Annotated in this window: 18 protein-coding genes; 13 read left to right on the forward strand and 5 right to left on the reverse strand. The window is 64.5% G+C overall.

From position 1 onward, the window contains the following. The first annotated feature begins 56 nt into the window (after positions 1-56). From CWB41_RS11560 to CWB41_RS11570, 3 genes are all read left to right on the forward strand, one after another. Positions 57-1,265, forward strand: a complete 1,209-nt coding sequence (locus CWB41_RS11560) for a cell wall hydrolase (RefSeq protein WP_115836585.1) — start codon at positions 57-59, stop codon at positions 1,263-1,265. 298 nt (positions 1,266-1,563) lie between these two features. Then, positions 1,564-3,357 (forward strand): tetratricopeptide repeat protein, encoded by a 1,794-nt coding sequence (locus tag CWB41_RS11565; protein ID WP_245411272.1) that lies wholly within the window; start codon positions 1,564-1,566, stop codon positions 3,355-3,357. Positions 3,358-3,488: 131 nt separating this feature from the next. Next, entirely contained in the window at positions 3,489-4,364 is an 876-nt protein-coding gene (locus CWB41_RS11570) for a 4-(cytidine 5'-diphospho)-2-C-methyl-D-erythritol kinase (RefSeq protein WP_115836583.1), read from the forward strand. A gap of 134 nt (positions 4,365-4,498) precedes the next feature. On the opposite strand, the gene CWB41_RS11575 is transcribed toward CWB41_RS11570, so the two are convergent. Next, entirely contained in the window at positions 4,499-5,512 is a 1,014-nt protein-coding gene (locus CWB41_RS11575; protein ID WP_245411271.1) for a polyprenyl synthetase family protein, read from the reverse strand. 180 nt (positions 5,513-5,692) lie between these two features. On the opposite strand from CWB41_RS11575, the gene CWB41_RS11580 reads away from it, so the two are divergent. After that, positions 5,693-5,917, forward strand: coding sequence for a putative signal transducing protein (locus CWB41_RS11580; RefSeq protein WP_115836582.1), 225 nt, complete (start codon positions 5,693-5,695; stop codon positions 5,915-5,917). Then, positions 5,910-6,668 carry a tRNA1(Val) (adenine(37)-N6)-methyltransferase gene (locus CWB41_RS11585; RefSeq protein WP_115836581.1) on the forward strand — a complete coding sequence of 253 codons (759 nt, stop codon included), beginning with the start codon at positions 5,910-5,912 and terminating at the stop codon, positions 6,666-6,668. The genes CWB41_RS11580 and CWB41_RS11585 overlap by 8 nt, the downstream gene beginning before the upstream one ends. A 7-nt stretch (positions 6,669-6,675) precedes the next feature. Here CWB41_RS11585 and CWB41_RS11590 read toward each other — a convergent pair whose 3' ends face one another. After that, on the reverse strand, positions 6,676-6,903 hold the full coding sequence (locus CWB41_RS11590; RefSeq protein WP_129396472.1) for a hypothetical protein: 228 nt from the start codon (positions 6,901-6,903) through the stop codon (positions 6,676-6,678). 220 nt (positions 6,904-7,123) lie between these two features. On the opposite strand from CWB41_RS11590, the gene CWB41_RS11595 reads away from it, so the two are divergent. Then, positions 7,124-8,062 carry a glycine--tRNA ligase subunit alpha gene (locus tag CWB41_RS11595; protein WP_115837081.1) on the forward strand — a complete coding sequence of 313 codons (939 nt, stop codon included), beginning with the start codon at positions 7,124-7,126 and terminating at the stop codon, positions 8,060-8,062. Here the strand turns inward: CWB41_RS11595 and CWB41_RS11600 are convergent. Beyond that, the gene (locus CWB41_RS11600; RefSeq protein WP_115836579.1) at positions 8,059-8,946 is read right to left on the reverse strand and encodes a PfkB family carbohydrate kinase; all 888 of its coding nucleotides are present in this window, start codon (positions 8,944-8,946) and stop codon (positions 8,059-8,061) included. The two genes, CWB41_RS11595 and CWB41_RS11600, sit on opposite strands and share 4 nt — an antisense overlap. A gap of 59 nt (positions 8,947-9,005) precedes the next feature. Then, on the reverse strand, positions 9,006-9,353 hold the full coding sequence (locus tag CWB41_RS11605) for a HesB/IscA family protein (RefSeq protein WP_115836578.1): 348 nt from the start codon (positions 9,351-9,353) through the stop codon (positions 9,006-9,008). A gap of 178 nt (positions 9,354-9,531) precedes the next feature. Here CWB41_RS11605 and CWB41_RS11610 point away from each other — a divergent pair, with 178 nt between their 5' ends. The 6 genes from CWB41_RS11610 (at position 9,532) to scpB (ending at position 16,956) form a co-directional block, all read left to right on the forward strand. Next, positions 9,532-10,734 (forward strand): deoxyguanosinetriphosphate triphosphohydrolase, encoded by a 1,203-nt coding sequence (locus tag CWB41_RS11610; RefSeq protein ID WP_115837080.1) that lies wholly within the window; start codon positions 9,532-9,534, stop codon positions 10,732-10,734. Positions 10,735-10,762: 28 nt separating this feature from the next. Beyond that, entirely contained in the window at positions 10,763-12,529 is a 1,767-nt protein-coding gene (gene argS / locus CWB41_RS11615) for an arginine--tRNA ligase (RefSeq protein ID WP_115836577.1), read from the forward strand. Positions 12,530-12,667: 138 nt separating this feature from the next. Beyond that, entirely contained in the window at positions 12,668-14,176 is a 1,509-nt protein-coding gene (locus CWB41_RS11620) for an SPOR domain-containing protein (protein WP_115836576.1), read from the forward strand. Positions 14,177-14,200: 24 nt separating this feature from the next. Further along, positions 14,201-15,208 (forward strand): beta-N-acetylhexosaminidase, encoded by a 1,008-nt coding sequence (nagZ, locus tag CWB41_RS11625; RefSeq protein ID WP_115836575.1) that lies wholly within the window; start codon positions 14,201-14,203, stop codon positions 15,206-15,208. Between the two features lie 72 nt (positions 15,209-15,280). Further along, on the forward strand, positions 15,281-16,093 hold the full coding sequence (locus CWB41_RS11630) for a segregation and condensation protein A (RefSeq protein ID WP_115836574.1): 813 nt from the start codon (positions 15,281-15,283) through the stop codon (positions 16,091-16,093). Between the two features lie 44 nt (positions 16,094-16,137). Next, on the forward strand, positions 16,138-16,956 hold the full coding sequence (gene scpB, locus CWB41_RS11635; RefSeq protein WP_115836573.1) for an SMC-Scp complex subunit ScpB: 819 nt from the start codon (positions 16,138-16,140) through the stop codon (positions 16,954-16,956). Here scpB and CWB41_RS11640 read toward each other — a convergent pair whose 3' ends face one another. Beyond that, positions 16,957-18,612, reverse strand: a complete 1,656-nt coding sequence (locus CWB41_RS11640; RefSeq protein ID WP_115836572.1) for a B12-binding domain-containing radical SAM protein — start codon at positions 18,610-18,612, stop codon at positions 16,957-16,959. Positions 18,613-19,013: 401 nt separating this feature from the next. Between CWB41_RS11640 and CWB41_RS11645 the strand changes: the two genes are divergently transcribed. Further along, positions 19,014-22,127, forward strand: a complete 3,114-nt coding sequence (locus CWB41_RS11645; RefSeq protein WP_245441048.1) for an efflux RND transporter permease subunit — start codon at positions 19,014-19,016, stop codon at positions 22,125-22,127. Positions 22,128-22,135 lie beyond the last annotated feature (8 nt).

Here is a 22,135-nt window from a genome sequence, read left to right on the forward strand (position 1 = left end):
AATTTCCGTCGGTTGTGGCCGGCGGGACACGCCGGGTTTCGTGGCGAGCGCGGCGTATGAGTCGGCTTCAAGTCTGGTGGGCGATGGGCGTGGTGGCGCCCTGGTGTCTGGGTATCGGGCTCGTCGTCTCGATGGCCGCCGACGCCGGTCAGGATGCGACGATCGGCGCCTCGCTCGCGCCGGCTGGCATCCTTGCCGCGACTCAGCCCGGCAATCTCATTCCCGTCGTCGTGGGCGGCCCGGGATTTGGCCTCGATCTAATGCAGACCGCGGCCCGTGCCGCCGAGGCCCGCTTGCGCCTCGGCGATCCGGCGGATTTCGTACTGGTGCCCGACGAGATGGCGCCGCGGGCGGCATTGAAGCCGCGCGCTGCTCATAGCTTCCCGGTCATCGATCGCAGCCACCGCGGTGATCCGGCCGTCGGTCTGCGGCCGACCTTCAGCTCCCAATTGCAGCACACGGGCGATCTCGCGGCTTTGCGGGCGCGGCAGATGATCTTTGCCGAAGCCGAGACATTGCAGAGCGACGCCTTCGCGCTCAACGAAGCTCCGGCAAGCCCGGATAGCTTTACGCCCTGGCCGAGCGGCGAAAACCCGACGACAGCGCCGAGCCGCGCCGATGCGTCGCCGGCGCAGCCCGGCTCGACCGAGACCGTGCGGCCGGCGAATATCGCCGAGCAAATGATGCAGGGCGCGACACCCGAAGTAGGGCGCGCGGAAGCGCTCGCCTCGATGACGCCGGCGACGGACGACGCGACGCCTGTCGAAGTCGTTTCGCTGTCGACCCTGCCGCATGAAGAAACTGCCGATTTCTCGAGCGTGCCTGCCGACCGGCCGGATTACGCCTCGCTGATCGATGAGGACCAGTGGCACCACGAGCAGCGCTGCCTCGCGCAAGCGATCTATTTCGAAGCCCGCGGCGAGAGCGACAAGGGGCAGGCGGCGGTGGCGCAAGTCGTGCTGAACCGCGTCTCAAGCGGGCTCTATCCCTCGACGATCTGCGGCGTCGTCTTCCAGAACCGGCAGCACTATCACGCCTGCCAATTCTCCTTCGCCTGCGAGGGGCGGTCGCTGCGGATCACCGAGTCCGATGCCTGGCAGCGCGCCGAACATATTGCTGCCGCCGTGACCACCGGAAAAACCTATGTCGCGGATGTTGGCGACGCGACGCATTATCACGCGCTTTATGTACATCCCTATTGGGCGCGGCGGCTGGAACGGACGGACAGGATCGGCCACCACGTCTTTTACAAAATGCGTGACTGATGCGGGTATTTTGCCCCGAAACCGGGGATACGCCAGCGCGGCCGCGCGGAATGTGATTTTTGTGATTTTTGCGGCCTGGGACGCCGAAAACCTAAAACGGCCATGTTCGGCACGATGATCTCCGGGGTCCGGCCGGGGAGATGCGCCCCTGCCGGGGGTGCGGGCTCTGCATTTCCAAGCGTATTGTTTCGGCGTATAGCTGGCGCTGGCATTCCTGCGCCGGCCGGAGCAGGATGCAGCAGCTTTCGCCCAACGTAATTTCCGCGCCCAAATCGGTTCGTTCCCGGAGGATTGAAGCTTGCCGTTGCACCGTCTCGCCTCGCGCGTGATCTTGTCCTCTGTCTCGGTGGTCCTGGCCGGATCGTTCGGCCTCACGGCTGCGGCGGCCAAGGTCAATGAATCGCTCTCCGTCGCCACCCCGTTCGAAGTCGGCGAGAGTCCGGCAGGCAATTATCTCGCCGCGGTCATCGCTGGTGCGGATCGCGACACGGTGGCGGCGGCGACCTTTTTCCGCGAGGCGCTGCGCTTTGATCCGCGCAACAAGGAATTGATCGAGCGCGCTTTCGTCGCGGCGCTCTCCAACGGCAGTATGCCGGAAGCCTTCACCTTGGCTGACAAGCTGCTGATCTACGAGCCCGATAATGGGCTGGCGCGGCTTGCAGTCGGGGTGCGCGCGCTGAAGGAGCATCAATATGCCGCCGCGCGCGGTCAATTCGCCCGTGGCGGTGGCGCCGAAGGCGGCGACCTGACCGCGACTCTGCTGACCGCCTGGGCCTATCAGGGCTCGGGTCAGACGCGCCGGGCGCTCGAGACGGTCGATCGGCTCGATGACCAGAATTTCTCGGTCTTCCGCAGCTATCACAAGGCTTTGATTGCCGATGTGGCCGGCCGCCGGGAGCAGGCGGCGGACGCGTTCAAGGCGGCCTACGACAGCGACAAGAACACTCTGCGCCTCGTGGATGCCTATGCCCGGTTTCTGAGCCAGACCGGCAAGGACGATCAGGCCATCGCGCTCTACACGGCTTTCGATCAGATCGTGCCGGACCATCCCATCGTCCGCGCTGCGCTCGCCAGTCTCAAGGGCGGCAAGAGCCTGCAGCCGCTCATCGGGAATGTCGATCAGGGAGCGGCGGAAGTTCTTTATGGCCTCGGCGCCGCCGGCGACCGGCAGGGCGATGATCTCGCCGGGCTGATCTACCTGCGGCTCTCGCTTTATCTCGATCCGGACAATGCGCTGGCCCTGCTGACGCTGGGCGATCTTTATCAGCGCATCAATCAGAACGAGCAGGCGCTCGACATCTTCCAGGACGTTCCGCAGAGCGATCCGCAGCGCGAGACCGCCGATATCGAAATCAGCCAGGCGCTGGAAAATCTCGGCCGCGGCGATCAGGCGTTGAGCTATTTGCGCAATGTCGCCGATGAGCACCCCAATGACGAGGAGGCTCTCTCGGCGCTCGGCAATCTGGAGCGCGCGCACGATCATTACGACGAAGCCATCACCACCTATACGCGGGCGCTCGCGGCTTCGAAAAAGCCCGAGGCCGCCAATTGGCCGCTCTATTATTTCCGCGGCATCGCCTATGAGCGCAGCAAGCAATGGCCGAAGGCGGAAGCCGATTTCAAACACGCGCTGCAGCTTTTCCCGGACCAGCCGCTGGTGCTGAATTACCTCGGCTATAGCTGGGTGGATAAGGGAATGCATCTCGACCAGGCTTTTCCGATGCTACGCCGTGCGGTCGAGTTGCGCCCGACAGACGGCTATGTCGTCGACAGTCTTGGCTGGGCGGAATACAAGCTCGGCCATTACAAGGAGGCGGTGACCGATCTTGAGAAAGCGATCGATCTGAAGCCGGCGGACCCGGTCATCAACGACCACCTTGGCGATGCCTATTGGCGGGTCGGGCGCAAGCTTGATGCCCATTTCCAATGGAACCACGCCCGCGACATGGGCGCGGATTCAACCGATCTGCCGCGTATTCTGCACAAGATCAAATTCGGCCTCGATACGGCTGCAAGCGCGGACCCAAAGCCCGTGACGAATGACAAGCCCGCCGCGGCCGATGCCGATCACAAGCAGAATGGCGGCGGCTGAGCGTTTCACAGGCCGTCTCCGTCATTGCGGGAAAAACGAAGCAGTCCGGCCATAGGCTCCGGGTTGCTTCGCCGCCGCGCTCCTTGCGATGACGAGAATTTCGTCGATCAAGCCCCGACCCGATCCTGCCCTTGTCTCAGCATTTCACCGACCGCGCCCCTGCCAAGATCAATCTGACGCTGCATGTCGTCGGACGTCGGGCGGACGGCTACCACGAGCTTGAGAGTCTCGTCGCTTTCTCGCGCAGCGGCGACCGGTTGACGCTGACGCCGGGTGAATCCCTGCGGCTTCAGGTCGGCGGTCCAACAGCGACCTCCGCGGGCGATCCGGAAAAGAACCTTGTCATCAAGGCGGCACGCCAACTGGCCGACAGGGTCGAAGGCTTACGCCTCGGCGCGTTCACTTTGGTCAAGACCTTGCCGGTGGCGGCCGGCATCGGCGGCGGCTCGTCCGATGCCGCCGCGGCGCTGCGGCTGCTCGCCCGCGCCAATAATCTCGCGCTCGACGATCCGCGCCTGCTTGAGGCGGCGCGGGCGACGGGCGCCGATGTGCCGGTCTGCGTCGCCGCGCGGGCGCGGATGATGAGCGGCATCGGCGAGAAGCTCGGGCCGGTGCTCGATCTGCCGCCGCTGCCGGCGCTGATCGTCAACCCGCGCCAGCCGCTCGAAACCAAGCCGGTCTTCGACTTTATGAAGATCCCCGTCGGCGGCGAGACGCATTTCGGACCGCATCCGCAGATCGGCTCCAATATCTCGTTCGATGCCTTGATCGCCGCCTTGCGCAAGGGCCGCAACGATATGGAGGACGCAGCCTCCGTTCTCGCGCCGATTATCGGCAAGGTACTCGCCATCCTCGCAGCCGCGCCGGGCTGCAAGCTCGCGCGCATGTCGGGGTCGGGGGCGACCTGCTTTGCTCTCTTTGACAATTGCCGCGCCGTCGGCAAGGCGCGCAAGGCGATTGCCGAAGCTCATCCCGATTGGTGGGTGAAGGCGACGCTATTGAATTAGCTGGAAACAATTGAGATCGTCATTGCGAGGAGCGCAGCGACAAAGCAATCCAGCAAAAGTCCAGGCGGTGGTCAGCTATCTGGATTGCTTCGCTTGCGCTCGCAATGACGTATGCGCTCGAGCGGGGACCCGCCTCAATGCGCGCGCTCGATGCAGAAATCGACCACATCCTTCAGCGCTGCCTTCCACGGCGAGGCGGGGAACAGTTCCAGCGCGTCATGCGCCATCGCACCATAATGGCGCGCGCGCTCGACCGTATCCTCGAGTCCGCGATGCTTGTGCATGATGGTGATCGCGGCTTCGAGATCGCCCTCGTTGATTTCGCCGTCTTCGAGCGTGCGGCGCCAGAAGGCGCGCTCGGATTCCGTTCCCCGGCGGAATGACAGGACGACGGGCAGAGTAATCTTGCCCTCGCGGAAATCGTCGCCGACATTCTTGCCGAGCTTGGCCGACTTGCCGCCGTAATCGAGCGCGTCGTCGATGAGCTGGAAAGCGATGCCGAGATTGAGGCCATAGCCGCGGCAGGCGGCCATCTCCGCCTTCGACCGCCCGGCGAGGATCGGCCCGACCTCGGAGGCGGCGCCGAAGAGGGCCGCCGTCTTGGCGCGGATCACCGCGAGATAATCGTCCTCGCTCGTCTGCGTATCCTTCGCCGCCGCAAGCTGCATCACTTCGCCTTCGGCGATCACGGCCGCGGCGGAGGAGAGCACTTCCAGCGCGGCGAGCGAGCCGACCTCGACCATCATCTTGAACGCCTGGCCGAGCAGGAAATCGCCGACAAGGACTGTCGCCTCGTTGCCCCAGAGCATCCGGGCCGCGAGCTTGCCGCGCCGCATATTGCTCTCGTCGACGACATCGTCATGCAGCAGCGTCGCGGTGTGCATGAATTCGACCGCCGCCGCGAGTTTGATATGGCCGGCGCCCGGATAGCCGCAGAGGCCGGCTGTTGCCAGCGTCAGCATCGGCCGCAGCCTTTTGCCGCCGGAGGCGATCAAATGATTGGCAATCTCTGGGATCATCGACACATGCGAGGCGGCGTGCGACAGGATGACCTGATTGACCCGCTCCATATCGGGCGCGGCCAGGCGATTCAGCGCCTCGATACGGCCTTCGCCGGCAGCTTCCTCAAGTGGAATGACAACGCCCAATTCACTCTCCAACCGGAGGCCGCCCCGGACTGATAAGAGCGCCAAATTAGGCCGCCCTCGCGCCGCCCGCAACCTTGTAATCGGGGAGCTAGAGCATGGATGCGCGCGCCACGCAAACTGGCCTAAAGGCGCCGGAAAGGCTAGTTTGCGCGTCCTCGCGTCCAGCCACGCCGGAGATTTATGATCGAGCTTATCCGAACGAACGATCTGGTGCTGATCTCGGCGGTCGAAGCCATGTTGGCGGCGGAGGGCATCGAGGTCTTCGTCGCCGATCAGTTCGCCAGCGCGGTCGATGGTTCGCTCGGCTTTCTGCCGCGCCGTGTCCTCGTGCAGGAGGACGAAGCCGATCGGGCGCGGCGGCTTCTGCGCGAGGCCGGTCTGGCGCAGGAACTCTCCGATGGCTGAGTTGGCCGAGGCCGACTTCTTCCTGGGGCGGCAATTGCGCCTGCGCCAATTGGCGCACGGTCATCGTGCCGGAACGGACGCAGTGCTGCTCGCTGCTGCCGCGCCGGCCCAAATCGACGGCCTCGCGCTTGATGTCGGCGCCGGAGTCGGGGCGGCGGGCCTCGCATTGGCACGGCTGCGGCCGGGGATCGCCTTCGGCCTTGTCGAGAACGATGCCGCGACGGCGGCCTTGGCGCGCGAGAATCTGGCTCTCAATCAATTCGACCAGCGTGGCACGGTCTATGAAACCGATGTGCTCGACGCCCCGGAGCGCCGCGCCATCGGGCTCGCGGACGGGGCCGCCGCGCTCGTCATCACCAATCCGCCTTTTCTCGATCCGGCGCGGGCGCGGCTTTCGCCCGATGCCGGCAAGCGCGCCGCCCATGCGATGACGGTGGCGGGGCCGCAAGCGCTCGCCGATTGGCTCGCGGCCTGTCTCGCGCTGCTGCGGGACGGCGGCACGCTGGTGCTGATCCACCGGCCGGACGCGTTGCCCGCGATTCTCGCGGCGCTCGAAGGCCGCGCCGGGGCACAAGTGCTTATATCCGTCCAGCCGCGCGTCGACCGCGCCGCGACGCGCATTCTCCTGCGCGCTCAGAAGGGCAGCCGTGGGCCTTTGACGATCGCGCCGCCGCTCGTGCTGCACGAAGGCGAGCGGTTCACGGCTTACGCCGACGCCATCCATCGCGGGACGGCGCTGATCGACTGGTAAACGAGCCTCAATACCAGTGATGCCAGTGGTGCCAATGATGCCAATGGTGCCAGTGATACCAATGGTGCCACCAGGCTTTCTGGATCAGCGGCGCGGCCTGCGGCGCAGTTTCGCTGGCGGTCACGCCCGGCGCTGCCTGGATGACACCTGCGGGCACTGCCGCAGCAAAATTTACTACGCCAAACGTGAATCCGAACAGGTAAACGGGCAACGCCAATTTATGTATGGTTCGCATCAGCATCCTCCTGTTGACCGATCCGCGCACCCGGGCTTCAACCGGGCAAACGCCCGGCCGAAGCGTCGTCGCGGGCCGAACCGCGCAGTCTAACGCGCGTGACGCCATAATGATCCGCCCGTTTCCGATCTTCGTTAAATCGCAATGCAGCGGGAACGGAGGAATTTCTCTAAAAGAGCTTTGATGCTAAGGAGGCCCCCCGTCATTGCGAAATATGTTCATGACCGATCTCGCCAATTTGGACGAAAGCCTCGATCCCGCCCATTCGTTTCAGGGCCTCATTCTACGCCTGCAAACCTTCTGGGCCGGGCAGGGCTGCGCCATTCTCCAGCCTTATGACATGGAAGTCGGCGCCGGGACGTTTCATCCGGCGACGGTGCTCCGCGCGCTCGGCCCGCTGCCCTGGCGGGCGGCCTATGTGCAGCCCTCTCGGCGGCCTAAGGACGGCCGCTATGGTGAAAACCCCAACCGGCTGCAGCACTATTATCAATTCCAGGTCATCCTGAAGCCCTCGCCGGAAAATCTGCAGGAGCTTTATCTCGCCTCGCTCGCGGCCATCGGCATCGATCTCAAGCTGCATGACATCCGCTTCGTCGAGGACGATTGGGAGAGCCCGACGCTGGGCGCCTGGGGACTGGGCTGGGAGTGCTGGTGCGACGGCATGGAAGTCTCGCAATTCACCTATTTCCAGCAGGTCGCGGGTATCGAATGCGCGCCGGTCGCGGGCGAACTGACCTATGGGCTCGAGCGGCTCGCAATGTATGTGCAGGGTGTCGAGAACGTCTACGATCTCAATTTCAACGGCCGGAGCGGCGCCGAGAAATTGACCTACGGCGACGTGTTCAAACAGGCCGAGCAGGAATATTCGCGCTACAATTTCGAATATGCCGATACGGCGGCGCTGTTCCGGCATTTCGACGATGCCGAGGCCGCGTGCAAGGCGCTGCTCGAAAAGGGCGATCGTGGCGAGCGCCATCTGCTCGCGCTGCCAGCCTATGATCAGTGCATCAAGGCCTCGCATGTCTTCAATCTGCTCGATGCGCGCGGCGTCATCTCGGTGACGGAGCGGCAGAGCTATATTTTGCGTGTGCGCGAACTCGCGAAGGCCTGCGGCAAGGCCTGGCTCAAGACGGCAGGGGGCGGCGCGGCGGCGGCCTAACCATTGAACGCGTGCCGGACCGCCGTGACATCGGCCTGTGTCGGCAAGCCGGCCTCGTTGCCGAGATGCGTGATCTTGTAGGCCGCCGCAGCGCGAGCGAAACGGAAGTGTTGGGCGAAGTCCTCGTCGGGCGCTGCGAGATAGGACGCGATATAGGCGCCGTGGAACACATCGCCGGCGCCAGACGTGTCGATGATCTTGTCCTTCGGAACAGGCAAGGCGGGCAGGTGCGAGACGATGCCGTCCGCGCCGTACCAGAAGAGACCGTGCGCGCCTTGCGTCACGCCGCCGATCCGGCAGCCCTTGCCCTTGAGATATTCGAGCATCTGCTGCGGCGAGAGATTCATCTGCTCACAGAGCCGCTCTGCGACGATGGCGACATCGATATAGTCGAGCAGCGCGTCGAGGTTGCCGCGCAGGCCGCCGCCGTCGAGCGAGGTGAGGATGCCGCGCGCGCGGCACGCCTTTGCATAATGAAGCGCCGCATCCCCCTGGTGCCCGTCGAGATGCAGGGCGCGGCAGCCCGTGAGATCGAGATCCGGAAAAGGGTGCAGGAATTTGTCGTCGCGGGCGCGGATGATGGCGCGCCGTCCATCATTCGGCATGACGAAGGAGAGCGAAGAACGCGTGACGCTGCGCGGATGCACTTTGATCGCGTAGGCTCGCGCCATGTCGAGAAACATGCGGCCGAGCCAATCCTCGGCAACCGTGGCGATAAGATCGGGGACAAAGCCCAGCTTGGCGCAGGCGAAGGCGGCCGTCACCGCATTGCCGCCGAAGGAAACGGCATAATCGTGCGCCACCGTCTTGTCGTCGCCGCGCGGGATATCGCCGCAAAGCAGGGTGACGTCGATATAAGTCTGGCCGATGAAAAGCGCCTGCACGCCGGTCTCCCATTTCAGCGGAAACGGCGCAAGGGGCGCTTGGGTTCAGCGGAGTGTGTTCAATCGAGCGAAAAGCTCGTCCCGCAGCCGCAGGAGGCCGTCGCCGCGGGATTCTGGATTTTGAAGGCGCGGCCCATCAGGTCGTCGACGAAATCGACCTTGCTGCCAAGCAGATAGCCGAGCGAAACCTGGTCAATGGCAACCTTGGCGCCGGCTTCCGCGAGCACGAGGTCGTCCGCGGCCGTCTCCGGCACAATCGCATAAGTGTACTGGAAGCCGGAGCAGCCACCGCCTTCGACGGCGATGCGCAGGGCCGCGCCCGCAGGCTCGCTTTTCAGGATTTCGGCGATGTGACGGACGGCACTGGCGGTCAGATCGACCGGCATCGCGACGGAAATATCGTTCATTGCAACCTCGGATAGAGCGGCCGGCTGTCGCGCCGCTTGCACATGGCCCAGTTACGGAACATATGTCGCCCTCGCCCTGGCTGCAACGAGTCGCGGAAAAATGCCGCCGGCGGTCCCGATAAGGAGCTGGGCTTTGCCCGCATATCCCGAACGCATCGCGGACGGACGCGCCGTCTTCATGCCTTGGCGTGCCGCCTATGCCTCGGACGCGAGCCACAGCCGCGGGCGGCTGTTCCCGGAGCCCGGTTCGCCGACGCGCAGCGAATTTCAGCGCGACCGTGACCGTATCCTCCATTCCACGGCCTTCCGCCGCCTTGCGCACAAGACGCAGGTCTTCATCCCACACGAGGGCGATCATTACCGGACCCGGCTGACCCATTCGATCGAGGTCGGCCAGATCGCCCGCGCCTTGGCCCGCGCGCTCGGCCTCGATGACGATCTTGCCGAGGCATTGGCGCTGGCGCACGACCTCGGCCACACGCCTTTCGGCCATACCGGCGAGGATGCGCTCGACGCGGCCATGCAGCCTTATGGCGGCTTCGATCACAATGCGCAGGCGCTGCGGATCGTCACCAAGCTCGAACATCGCTACGCCGAATTCGACGGCCTCAACCTGACCTGGGAGACGCTGGAGGGCCTCGTCAAACATAACGGCCCGCTGCTCGGGCCGGACGGGACGCCGACCGGCCATTATGCCGGGCGGGGCCTGCCGCAGGCGATCGCCGAATATGCCGCGCTCCACGATTTGCGGCTCGATCTTTTCGCCGGACCGGAGGCGCAGGCGGCGGCGCTCGCCGACGATATCGCCTATAATGCGCATGACATCGACGATGGCTTGCGCGCCGGGCTATTCGATTTCGCGCAGATGGACGAGGTCGATTATCTACGCCGGCGCATCGAGGAAATCGATGCGCGCTACCTGGGGCTTGAGCGCCAGCGCCGGATTCACGAGCTGGTCCGCCGCGTCATCACCGATTTCATCGAGGATGCGATTGCCGAGAGCGGCGCGCGCCTCGCCGCGAGCCGCGTTTCCAGCGCCGATGACGTGCGGCTCGCGGGCAGGACTTTGCTCGGCTTTTCCGCGCCCATGGCGCAGACGCAGGGCGCGATCAAGAAATTCCTCTTCGCCAACATGTATCGCCATCCGGACATCAAACGCATCAGGGTCGAGGCGGCGGGCGTGGTCCGCGACCTGTTCGAGATTTTTTTCAAGGAGCCGGAGCTGATGCCGGCGGAATGGGCTTCGCTCGCGATCACCCGGGGCGTCGAAGACGAAGCAAAAATGGCGCGCGTTGTCTGCGACTATATCGCCGGCATGACCGACCGCTATGCCCTCGCCGAACATCAGCGGCTTTTTGACGAGACGCCCGAATTGCGCTAGGGCGCCGCCAGACCAAAGCGAAATAAACATGAACATTTATGCTGATTTCCAGGCCCGCGTCGCGGCGCTGCTCAAGACCATCATCGCCAGCGGGCGATTGCCGGCCGATCTCGATCTCGCCCGTTTCGTCGTCGAGCCGCCGCGCGATCCCGCGCATGGTGATCTCTCCGTCAATGCGGCCATGGTCTATGCGAAGGAGGCGAAAACGCATTTCGCCAATCCGCGCCAGCTCGCGACCGAACTCGCGGTGGCTCTGGCCGACGATCCCGATGTCGATCAGGCCGAGGTCGCCGGTCCCGGCTTCCTCAACATCCGGCTGAAGCCCGCCGTCTTCGCCAGAATTTTACAGGCGGTTCTGCGTGAGGGCGCGCGCTTCGGCGCAGGCACGACTGGCGCGGCGGAAAAGATCAACGTCGAATATGTCTCCGCCAATCCGACCGGGCCGATGCACGTCGGTCACGGCCGCGGCGCTGTGTTCGGCGACGGCCTCGCCAATCTCCTCGCCTTCGCCGGGCACGATGTGACGCGCGAATATTACATCAACGACGCCGGTGCGCAGGTCGATGTGCTCGCGCGCTCGGCTTACCTTCGCTATCGCGAGGCGCTCGGCGAGGCGATCGCGATTCCCGAAGGGCTCTACCCCGGCGATTATCTGAAACCCGTCGGCGCCGCGCTGGCGCAAAAGTATGGCCGTATGCTGCTCGATCAGCCGGAAAGCGCGTGGCTCGGCGAGGTGCGCGACGCTGCGATCGCCGGCATGATGGAGATGATCCGCGCCGATCTCGCCGCGCTCGCCATCACGCATGAGGTCTTCTTCTCCGAGCGGACACTGACGCAAGGCGGCAGCGATCGGATCGCCGCCGCGATCGATCAGCTTCGCGGCGCAGATCTTGTCTATGTCGGGCGCCTGCCGCCGCCGAAGGGCCAGCCCTCCGAGGATTGGGAAGACCGCGAGCAGGAACTCTTCAAGTCGACCGCTTTCGGCGACGATGTCGACCGGCCGCTGAAGAAGTCGGATGGCGGCTACACCTATTTCGCCGCCGACATCGCCTATCACAAGGTCAAGATCGATCGCGGCTTTCGCACTCTGATCGATGTCTGGGGTGCCGATCACGGCGGCTATGTCAAACGTCTGCAGGCGGCGGTCACGGCGCTCTCCGGCGGCAAGGCCGTGCTCGACGTCAAGCTCTGCCAGCTCGTCAAGCTGATGCGCAATGGCGAGCCGGTGAAAATGTCGAAGCGCGCCGGCGATTTCGTCACCTTGCGCGAAGTCGTCGATGAGGTCGGCGTCGATGCCGCCCGCTTCATGATGCTGTTTCGCAAGAATGACGCGCCGCTCGAATTCGACCTCGCCAAGGTCATCGAGCAATCGAAGGATAACCCGGTCTTTTACGTTCAATACGCGCATGCGCGCGGAAAGTCGGCGCTGCGGCAAGGGCAGGCAGCTTTTCCGGGTCTCGATCTTTCACCCGCGGCGCTCGCCAAGGCCGATTTCGGCCTGCTGGACGATGCCGGCGAACTCGGCCTCATCAAGCTGCTCGCGCAATATCCGCGGCTGGTCGATGCGGCAGCCCACGCGCATGAGCCGCACCGGGTCGCTTTTTATCTGCATGACCTGGCGTCGGGGCTGCACGCTCACTGGACACGCGGCAAAGATCAGCCACAATTACGTTTTGTTAATGAAGAACATAGAGATTTAAGCATTGCCCGGCTGGCCTTGGTTTCGGCGCTGACCGTCGTTCTGGGGAGCGGTCTTGCCATCCTCGGCGTGAGCGCTCCTGACGAAATGCGCTGACGGAGCAGCCGGAGATTTTGCCCGGCGGATTGCGCGGCTGCGCAAGTGAACCGCTTCGGGCAAGCTAAAGGCGCTAAAAAGCCCGATTTATCAGGCTATTCAGCGGGGGCGCGGGGGGCGAATACTGAGGTGAAGTGAATGAGTGAGCCCGCAGCCAAACAACGGCAGATGATCGATCTTGATGAATTCGAGCGGCGGCTCAGTCGTTCTCCCGCGCCGGCGCGCGGTGGCGACGATCCGCTGGCCGAACTCGCCCGGCTCGTCGGCGGCGGTGAAGACCGCTTCGAGGATCTGTTTCAGGGCCGCCCGGCGCACGCCCGCGCTCCCGAGCCGCTGCATACGCCGCAGCCGCCGGCACCGCATGTTCCCGATTGGCTGGTCGAGGAAGCGCATACGCATTCTCATCAGCCCTACTCAAACCAGCCTCATGCGCAGCAGCCTCGCGCGCATCAGTTCCCGCTGCCTCCGGTCGATTTCGCCGCGATCGAAGCTGGGCTGCGCGGCTCGCTGCCGCCGGAGTATCAGAATTTCGCCGATACGGACGCGTATGCCGATCAGCAGGGCGAGGATTGGTTCGACACGCCGCTCGCCACCGAAGCCCCGCATATAATCGAAGCGCCGCGGTCGCGGCTGCCGCTTTATGCGACGGCGGCCATTATCGTCGCCGGCATCGCCGGGATCGGCGCGACCTTCGCGATCAAGCGCACCCCGCCGGCGCCGCAGGAGATTGCGCTCATCAAAGCCCCGACGGCACCGGTCAAGGTCGCCGCTGTCGGCGCCACGGATACCGATACGAGCCAGGACGCTTCGATCCTCGACAAGACGCCGCAGCCCGCGCCGACCGGGGTTGTCAGCCACACCGAACAACCCGTGGACGTAAGCAGTGTCGTGCCGCCGCCCGCGTCTCCAGCGGGGGCGCCGAATCCGGCGACGGCTGAAACGGCTCCGCCGGCCGCGCAAGTCGCGGCGACGGCCCCGGCTGCCGCAGTTCCCGTGCCGCCGCCGCCCGGAGCCGATGGCGGCGGAGGCGCCGGCCTTGCGGATATGATGGAACCGCGGAAGGTTAAGACGATCGCCGTGCGTCCCGATGGCAGCCTGATGAATTCATCGTCCGCGCCGGGGTCCGCGCAATCGCTGCCCGTTGGAACCATAAGCCCGCCGGGCGCGGCCTCCATGGATACGTCGGGCGCAGGACAGGCCGCATCGCCGCCGCCCGACGCGCCGCCGCCTCGTATGGCCGGGAGGGCCGACGATCTGCCGTGGAGCAACCAGCCGGCGACCTCCGCGCCGCAGTCTTCACCGCCGCCAGCGGCGGAGCCGCACCGTTCGCGTAAACCGGTGCGAGTCGCCCGCGCCGATATTGGCGCCGATGAAACCGCAGCCGTGGATGCCGGGGGCGGGGCAGGCGGCTTCTCCGTCCAGCTTGCGGCACCGGGGAGCGAGGCCGAAGCTCGTAGCGCGCTGAACCGGCTGACCCGCACCTACGGCGCGGAGCTGCGCGGCTATCACCTGAAATTCCACGAGGCGAAGGTCGCCAATAAGACGGTGTACCGCGTCCGCGTCGGCGGCCTCTCGCATGCGTCGGCGATCTCGCTGTGCGAGAAGCTGAAGGCCAAGGGTGGCAGTTGCTTCGTGGCGCATGGCTGATCCAGCGCGCGGTAAGTGGAGCCCATGAGCCGCGCCTTCATTTGCGGTTGCCAAGGTACGGAGCTGACGCAAGAGGAACGCGACTTCCTCCGCGCCAGCGATCCGTTCGGGCTCATCCTGTTCAAGCGCAATGTCGAGACACCGGCGCAGGTGCGCGCGCTGATCGCGGATTTTCGGGCCTGCGTGGGCCGTGACGCCGCCGTGCTCGTCGATCAGGAAGGCGGGCGCGTGCAGCGGCTTGGGCCGCCGCATTGGCGCGCTTATCCCGCCGCCGCGCGCTTTGGCGCGCTCGATCTGCCGTTGCCGGAGCGGGAAGCACTGGTGCGGCGGGCCGCGACGCTGCTCGGGCAGGATTTGCGCGCGCTGGGTTTCACCGTGGATTGCGCCCCGGTGCTCGATGTCCCCGTCCGCGGTGCGCACGACGTCATCGGCGACAGGGCCTATTCGCGGGACCCGGAGAGCGTCGCACGGCTGGGCCGTGCCGCCGCTCTGGGACTCGCCGATGCTGGCATCCTGCCGATCATGAAGCACATTCCGGGTCATGGCCGGGCGGGCGTCGACAGCCATCTGCAACTGCCGGGCGTCGATGCGCCGCTCGATCTGCTGCGCGAGACCGATTTTTATCCATTCAAGGCCAATGCCGACCTGCCGGCGGCCATGAGCGCGCATGTCGTCTATCGCGCGCTCGATCCGGAGCGGCCGGGCACGCTTTCGCCGGTCGTGATCCGCTATATTCGCGAGGACATCGGCTTCAGGGGCCTGCTGTTCAGCGACGATCTTTCCATGCAAGCCCTGAGCGGCACGCTGCGGGAACGGGCGGATGCCGCCTTCGCCGCCGGCATCGACCTGGCGCTCCATTGCAATGGCAATCTGGCCGAGGCCGAGGCGGTCGCGGAGGCGGCCCCCTTGCTCGAGGGCGATGCCTTGACACGCGCCGCTCGAGCGGCAAGTTGGCGCGGCGAGCCCGTGGCGCCGTTCGATCCTGTGGAAGCCTGGGCGGAAATCGAAGCCTTGCTTGCGATCGGCGCCTGAACAGCCCAAGGTCTTCACCGACATGGCCCGAATCGCGGCCTCCAGCGGCTAAGAATAGACTTTAGAAGCGTAATGCAACCAACTGGTCAGAAAGAGAATTCTGCCTTCGAGCAGAACGCGCCGCAGAGCGAGGCCGCCTTTCTCGTCGATGTCGACGGTTTCGAGGGCCCGCTCGATCTCCTGCTTGAGCTCGCGCGCCGGCAGAAGGTTGATCTGGCGAAGATTTCCGTCCTGGCGCTGGCCGAGCAATATCTCGCCTTCATCGAGGCGGCGCGCAATCTGCGCTTCGAGCTTGCCGCCGATTATCTCGTGATGGCGGCCTGGCTCGCCTATCTCAAGTCGCGATTGCTGCTGCCGAAGCAAGAGAAAGACGAGGAGCCGCTGGCCGAGGACCTCGCCGCCGCGCTGGCTTTCCGCCTGCAACGGCTTGAGGCGATCCGCGCCGCGGCCGATGCGCTGGTCAATCGGCCCCGGCTTGGCCGGGATATCTTCCCCCGCGGGCAGCCGGAAGGCGTCGAGATTTTGCGGCGGCCGCAATGGCAGGCAAGCCTGCATGATCTTCTTGCCGCCTATGCGCGTCAGCGGCAGAAGCACGTGGTGACGAAGCTGCAATTGCGGCAGCGTTTCACCTGGTCGCTGATCGAGGCGCGCGCGGCGCTCGAAAAGCTTGCCGGTCAGGCGCTCGACTGGACGGTGCTCGATTCGTATTTGATGACCTATTTCACGACGCCGGAAGCGCGCCGCGCCGTCAAAGCCTCGTCATTGGCCGCGGCGCTGGAAATGGTCCGTCAAGGCGTCATCAGCCTGCGTCAGGATCGGGCTTTCGCGCCGCTCTGGATCAAGAAACGGGACGAGGCCGCGAGCGCCACGCCGTCGCTGCAATAAGGGAGTTGAACTTGGCCGAAGTCGCACGTCTGTATGTGGAGGCGATGGCCATTGAAGCCGAGAGTGAGCCCGTGTCTGCCGAAGAGGCCCTGACCGGCGAGGCGATGCGGATTGCGGAAGCCATGCTGTTCGCTGCCGCCGAGCCGCTGGAGGAGGGCGAGATTGCCCGCCGCATGCCGGAAGGGATCGCTGTCGGTGAGGTGCTGGCGCGGCTGAAGCAGGATTATGCCTCGCGCGGCGTCAATCTCGTCCGCGTCGGCAAGAAATGGCTGTTCCGCACGGCGGCGGATCTCGGCTGGCTGCTGTCCGTTGATTCCGTCGAACCGAAGAAGCTCTCCAAGGCCGCGCTCGAAACGCTTGCCATCATTGCCTATCACCAGCCGGTCACGCGCGCCGAGATCGAGGATATTCGCGGCGTTGCCATCTCCAAGGGCACGCTCGACGTGCTGCTTGAAACCGGCTGGGTCCGATTGCGCGGCCGCCGCCGCACGCCTGGCCGGCCGCTGACCTATGGGACCAGTGAAGCCTTCCTGCTGCACTTCGGCCTCGAAGTGATTGGCGATCTTCCGGGCCTCGAGGAACTGAAGGGCGCGGGTCTGTTCGAGGGGGCGCTGCCGCAGGGCTTCGCGGTGCCGCTGCCGCGCGACGATGCGGCGCTGATGGAGGATGAGGACCCGCTCGAAAGCGACGCGCGGGAGGAATTCCCGGACCTCTCAGAAGAGGTGCAAGCGGATGCGGATGCCGAGACCGAAACTGCCGAAGACGGCGAGGAAGTATTACTCGTCGAGGAGGAGTTTATCGTGGCGGCGTCCATCGAAGACGAGCCGCTTGAAGACGAGACCGATCGCGAGGAAGAGGACTGATTATTCCGCCGCGGCGATCTGCGGCGCGGCCTCTTCGCCCTGACTCCGCTGTGTATGCGCATAATGCGACGCATTGGTGCGGCCGGCGCAGGCGTCGCGTGCAAACATCACGAGATGGTGGACACAGATAGACGTCGCGATGACGAACTCGATTTGGCCCGGCCTGAACCACCGCAAAGTGTATTTCCAGAAGGTGCGGCGATAATCGGCGCGCACGCCCAGCGTCCAGAAAATTTTCGTTAGCATGACGAGGCCGCGCAGGACGTTCTTCGGCGCGAAGCGGGCTCTGCTGTTCGGACGTTTCAGCCGGTTCGGCCAGGTGTTCTCGATCTGATATTGATAACGGCTGTAGAGCGTCTCCGGCTGATAGGCTTCCTTCATGCAATGCTTCCACATCCGCACGACATCGTCGTAGGGCAGGAGGAATCGCACATTCGACTCGCGGCCCTCGTCTTCGATAAGCCTGTCCGCCTTCGTCAGCCGGTCCCAGAGCGGCGTCTGCGGCAGCGCCTGCAGCAGATTGATCGTCAGCATGGGGATTTGCGACTGGGCGATGAAGTCGATCAGTCGCTGGCCCGTGTTGGGCGTATCGCTGTCGAGGCCGAGAATGATGCCGGAGACGACCTGCATCCCGTGTTGGTTGATCGCCCGCACCGAGTCGAGGATCGGCATGGTGAGATTTTGCTTCTTGTCGATCTCCTTCAGCGCGTCGGCCTCCGGCGTCTCGATGCCGCAGAAGATCGTCTCGAAGCCGGCCTCGCGCATCATCGCGAGGATGTCCGGCGTGCGGGCGATATTGAGCGTCGCCTCGCAGGAGAGGCCGATCGGGTAGCCGCGCTTCTTCTGCCAGGCAATGAGGTGCGGCAGCAGTTCCGCGACTGCCTTGCGGTTGGCGATGAAATTGTCATCGACAAAGTAGACCGAGCCCGCAACGCCCGCATCGACCAGCTTGTCGAGCTCGGCGATGACCTGCTCGGGCGTCTTCAGCCGCGGCACCCGGCCATAAAGGCCGGGAATGTCGCAGAACTCGCATTTATAGGGGCAGCCGCTTGAAAACTGGATCGAACCGAGCAGGTAGCGATCGACTTTCGCCAGCTCATAGGCGGGCGCCGGCAGGTCGGAAAGCTCGCGCCGCACTTTCGTCCTGAGCACGACCTGTTGCGCCGGCCGCGCGACGTCGTGCGTGAGGATCGCGATCAGATCGTCGGTCGCATCGCCGGCCTCGCCGACATGCAGATAATCGAAGCTCGGATAATAGTCGGGGCAGGAGGAAACTGAGGGGCCGCCGAGTACCGTGACCTTGCCGAAGCGATGTGCGCGGCGGCAGATATCGTCGATCTGATGCCGCTGAATGTGCATGCCGCTGACGAAAACAGCATCCGCCCAGGCGAAATCGCGATCCGTCGCCGGCTCCATATTCTCGTCGATGAAGCGCACCTGCCAATGTTTCGGCAAGGCGGCGGCGATCAGCAGAATGCCCTGCGGCGGCATGAACGCGCGGGTTCCCATGGTCAGCCCATAGGAATATTCGAAGGTTCCGAATGAAGGCGAATAGCGCGGAAAGACGCAGAGAATTCGGCGAAGGTCCGGTTGCTGCGGCGTGATGGCGCGCGGGGCGGCATTCAACGCAAAGACATTTTGCAAACGGGCCTTCATCTGCAGCCTATTCTTTCAGTTTTCTGTGGCGGGCCATAAAATCCGATAAATGGCTGTCTGCATAGATGCTTACTGATTTCGCGGGTTTTCTTTACAAGTCAAAAGCTTGCAGAGCGTGCGCGGCGGCACTACATAATTTTGGCCCATTTATCAGGCTAATCCCAAGCCGGTTTTGGGCTAGGCCGAGCGGTCGGACCCGTTGGGGGACGAGACAGACCGCTGGAGCTTCTTAAGGTTTCCGCTCTAAGGCGGGTCACGCTGGCCGGGGCCCCGCATGCGGATCATCCTCGAAGCATGGATTTTGCTTGAGTGTCGGTATTCCGTCTGCGTTCTGGTGTTGGGTTCTGGTCATTACCGGCGGCCTCGAGTCGCATCGTTGATTTTGCGCTGAAAGCTATTGGATGAACCGTTTCAAGCTCATGGCAAACCGTGGCGTCTCGCTCAATGTCTCGGCGCTCGCGATCCGCAACCCCATACCGGTGATCCTGCTCGCGCTCATCGCGCTTGCGGCGGGCATCGTCAGCTTCCGGCAATTGCCGATCACGCTGCTGCCGAGCATCGAGCCGCCAATCGTCTCGGTCGTTGTCACTGATTTCGGAGCGACGCCGACCGAGCTTGAAGACCAGGTCACCCGCAAGGTCGAGGCGGCGGTCTCCGGCATCGCCGGGGTGCATCATGTGACGTCGTCGATCAGCGATGGCATTTCGGCGACGGCCATCAGCTTCAACCTCAGCGTCGATACCGACAAGGCGACCCGCGCGGTCAAAGCCGCCGTCGCCCAGATCACGCCGGACTTGCCGCGTGGCATCGACGCGCCGATCGTCAAGCGCATCAATGCGGTCGGCCTCAACATCGTCACTTATGCCGCCGAATCGTCAAATCTCACGCCGGAGAAACTATCCGCCCTGATCGATGATGATGTCATCGGCGGTCTGAAGGCGCTCCCGGGCGTCGGCAGCGTCGAGCGTATCGGCGGCGTGACACGCGAGATCTCCGTCAAGCTCGATCCCGTTGCGCTGGCGATGCATGGTCTTACCGCCGCGGAGGCGGACGCGCAGCTGAAGGCGGCGCAGAAAGACGCTGGCGCCCCACAGACTTTGTCCGAGCTTGCGGCGACGCCTATCCATCTGCCGCGCGGCGGCAGCCTGCGGCTCGATGCTCTCGCGCATGTCACGGACACGACCGAAACGCCCCGCACCTTCGCCCGGCTCAACGGCCAGCCGATCGTCGCCTTCGGCGTTTTGCGCGCGAAAGGCGCGAGCGACGTCACCGTCGCCGACGAGGTCGAGAAATTCGTGCATAAGGCCGGCGCGGCGCATCCGGAGGTCGCCTTCAGGCTGATCGACACATCGGTGCGCTATACGCAGGGCAATTACGACGCGGCGCTGCACACGCTGTTCGAGGGCGCGGGTCTGGCGATCCTCGTTGTGTTCCTGTTCCTGCGCGATTTCCGCGCGACGATCATCGCCGCCATTGCGCTGCCGCTGTCGATCGTCCCGGCGTTCTTCGTGATGAAGACGCTCGGCTTTTCGCTCAACCTCATCAGCCTGTTGGCGATCACGCTGGCGACGGGCATTCTCGTCGACGATGCGATCGTCGAGATCGAGAACATCGTGCGCCATATGAATATGGGCAAAACGGCGATGCAGGCGGCGATCGATGCCGCCGACGAGATCGGCCTCGCCGTCATCGCGATCAGCCTGACGATCGTCGCGGTCTTCGCGCCGGTGAGCTTTATCGGCTCCGTCGCCGGGCAATATTTTGAGCAATTCGGCCTGACAATCTCCGCCGAGGTTATTTTCTCGCTGCTCGCGGCGCGTTTCGTGACACCGACGCTCGCGGCGTATTTCCTGAAGCCACGCACTGAAAAGCGTGAGGAGAAAACACCCGCCTGGGCGCAGCATTACGGCAAGGTCGTCACCTGGTCCGTCGAGCACCGGTTCACGACTCTGGTGATCGGGCTTGTTTTCTTCGGCCTTTCGATCCTCAGCATCACCAGCAATCTCGTCTCGCGTGACTTCCAGCCCGTGCAGGATTCCGGCCGGTCGCATCTGGCGATCGCGCTCGCGCCCAGCGCCGCGCTGAAGGATACGCAGGCGATGGCGGACACGATCTCCGCGCGGCTGCGCAAGCGCCCCGAAGTCACAAGCGTCTTCATCGACGGCGGTCGGATATCGCCCGGCACGCCGGAAGTGCGCAAGGCGCAGCTCATCGTCAATTACGTGCCGAAGACCGAGCGCAAGCTCTCCGTCGCGCAATTGGAGGGATCGATTACCGCCGATCTCGCGGCGATTCCTGGCCTGCGCGCCTGGTTCGTGGACGATTACGGCGCGCGGCCGGTGGCCCGCATCTTCACCGGACCGGATGGTTCGACGCTGGCTAAATTCGCTGCCGAACTCGCCCGCGAGATGAAGGGCATCAAGCTCGTATCGAACATTCTCATCTCGTCAGAGGCCGATCGCAAGGAATTCCACATCGCGCCGAAGGATGCGGACGCGGACAAGCTCGGCGTCTCGCAGGATGCTTTGACGCGCACGATCACGCTGGCGACCATTGGCGACAGCCTCTCGCATGTGACCGCGCCGGATGGCCGCTCGCTGCCGGTGCGCGTGACGCTCGGCGGGGGTAGCGGGGCGACTGGTACGGAGGCGCTGGCGCAATTGCAACTGCCGGGGAAGAACAACGCCGTGCCGTTCGGCGCCGTGGCGAGCCTCGAATCTCTGAAGGGCCCGGCGACGCTGACCCGGTTCGACGGCGCGCGCTCCGTGTCGGTCGAGGCCGATCTGGCCAATGGCGCGGCGCTCGGCGATGTCGAAAAAGCCATCGACGCCCTGCCGTTGATGAAGCACATGCCGCCCGGCGTCGAATCGCGCAAATCCGCGATGGCGGAATCGATGGAAGAACTGAGCAGCGGCTTTGCCGAGGCGATGCGCAACGGGCTCATCCTTGTCTATATCGTCCTCGTCCTGCTGTTCGCGCGGGTGCTGCAGCCGATCACTATTCTCTTCTCGCTGCCGCTGTCGATCGGCGGCGCCATTATCGCGTTGCTCATCACCGGCCGGCCGCTGTCCTTGCCGGTCATCATCGGCATCCTGATGCTCATGGGCATCGTCACCAAAAACGCCATCATGCTCGTCGATTTCGCCAACCGCGCGATTGCGCGCGGTGTGCCGCGCACGGCGGCAATTGCCGAGGCGGGGACGAAGCGGGCGCGGCCGATCGTCATGACGACGATCGCTATGGTCGCGGGCATGGTGCCGAGCGCGCTCGGCCTCGGCGCTGGCGGCGAATTCCGCTCGCCCATGGCGATCGCCGTCATCGGCGGCCTGATCGCTTCGACCTTCCTGTCGCTGCTCTTCGTGCCCGCGGTCTTCGCCGTTACGGACGACATGCGCCGCGCCGGCCTGGCGGGTCTCCGGGCGGTGATCGCGTTGCCGCGCAAATTGCCGAAATTGCAAGAATTGCGATTTGTCTTTACACGCAAGCCCAGCTCGGCCAACGAACCGGCGGAATAAACCGGGCA

The organism is Methylovirgula ligni, assembly GCF_004135935.1.
Lineage (GTDB): Bacteria > Pseudomonadota > Alphaproteobacteria > Rhizobiales > Beijerinckiaceae > Methylovirgula > Methylovirgula ligni.

Coding starts and splice junctions, on each gene's coding strand:
- CWB41_RS11560 (WP_115836585.1), top strand. CDS start 57: ATGAGTCGGCTTCAAGTCTGGTGGGCGATGGGCGTGGTGGCGCCCTGG.
- CWB41_RS11580 (WP_115836582.1), top strand. CDS start 5,693: ATGATCGAGCTTATCCGAACGAACGATCTGGTGCTGATCTCGGCGGTC.
- CWB41_RS11585 (WP_115836581.1), top strand. CDS start 5,910: ATGGCTGAGTTGGCCGAGGCCGACTTCTTCCTGGGGCGGCAATTGCGC.
- CWB41_RS11590 (WP_129396472.1), bottom strand. CDS start 6,903: ATGCGAACCATACATAAATTGGCGTTGCCCGTTTACCTGTTCGGATTC.
- CWB41_RS11595 (WP_115837081.1), top strand. CDS start 7,124: ATGACCGATCTCGCCAATTTGGACGAAAGCCTCGATCCCGCCCATTCG.
- CWB41_RS11605 (WP_115836578.1), bottom strand. CDS start 9,353: ATGAACGATATTTCCGTCGCGATGCCGGTCGATCTGACCGCCAGTGCC.
- CWB41_RS11610 (WP_115837080.1), top strand. CDS start 9,532: ATGCCTTGGCGTGCCGCCTATGCCTCGGACGCGAGCCACAGCCGCGGG.
- argS (WP_115836577.1), top strand. CDS start 10,763: ATGAACATTTATGCTGATTTCCAGGCCCGCGTCGCGGCGCTGCTCAAG.
- CWB41_RS11620 (WP_115836576.1), top strand. CDS start 12,668: ATGAGTGAGCCCGCAGCCAAACAACGGCAGATGATCGATCTTGATGAA.
- nagZ (WP_115836575.1), top strand. CDS start 14,201: ATGAGCCGCGCCTTCATTTGCGGTTGCCAAGGTACGGAGCTGACGCAA.
- CWB41_RS11630 (WP_115836574.1), top strand. CDS start 15,281: ATGCAACCAACTGGTCAGAAAGAGAATTCTGCCTTCGAGCAGAACGCG.
- scpB (WP_115836573.1), top strand. CDS start 16,138: ATGGCCATTGAAGCCGAGAGTGAGCCCGTGTCTGCCGAAGAGGCCCTG.
- CWB41_RS11640 (WP_115836572.1), bottom strand. CDS start 18,612: ATGAAGGCCCGTTTGCAAAATGTCTTTGCGTTGAATGCCGCCCCGCGC.
- CWB41_RS11645 (WP_245441048.1), top strand. CDS start 19,014: ATGAACCGTTTCAAGCTCATGGCAAACCGTGGCGTCTCGCTCAATGTC.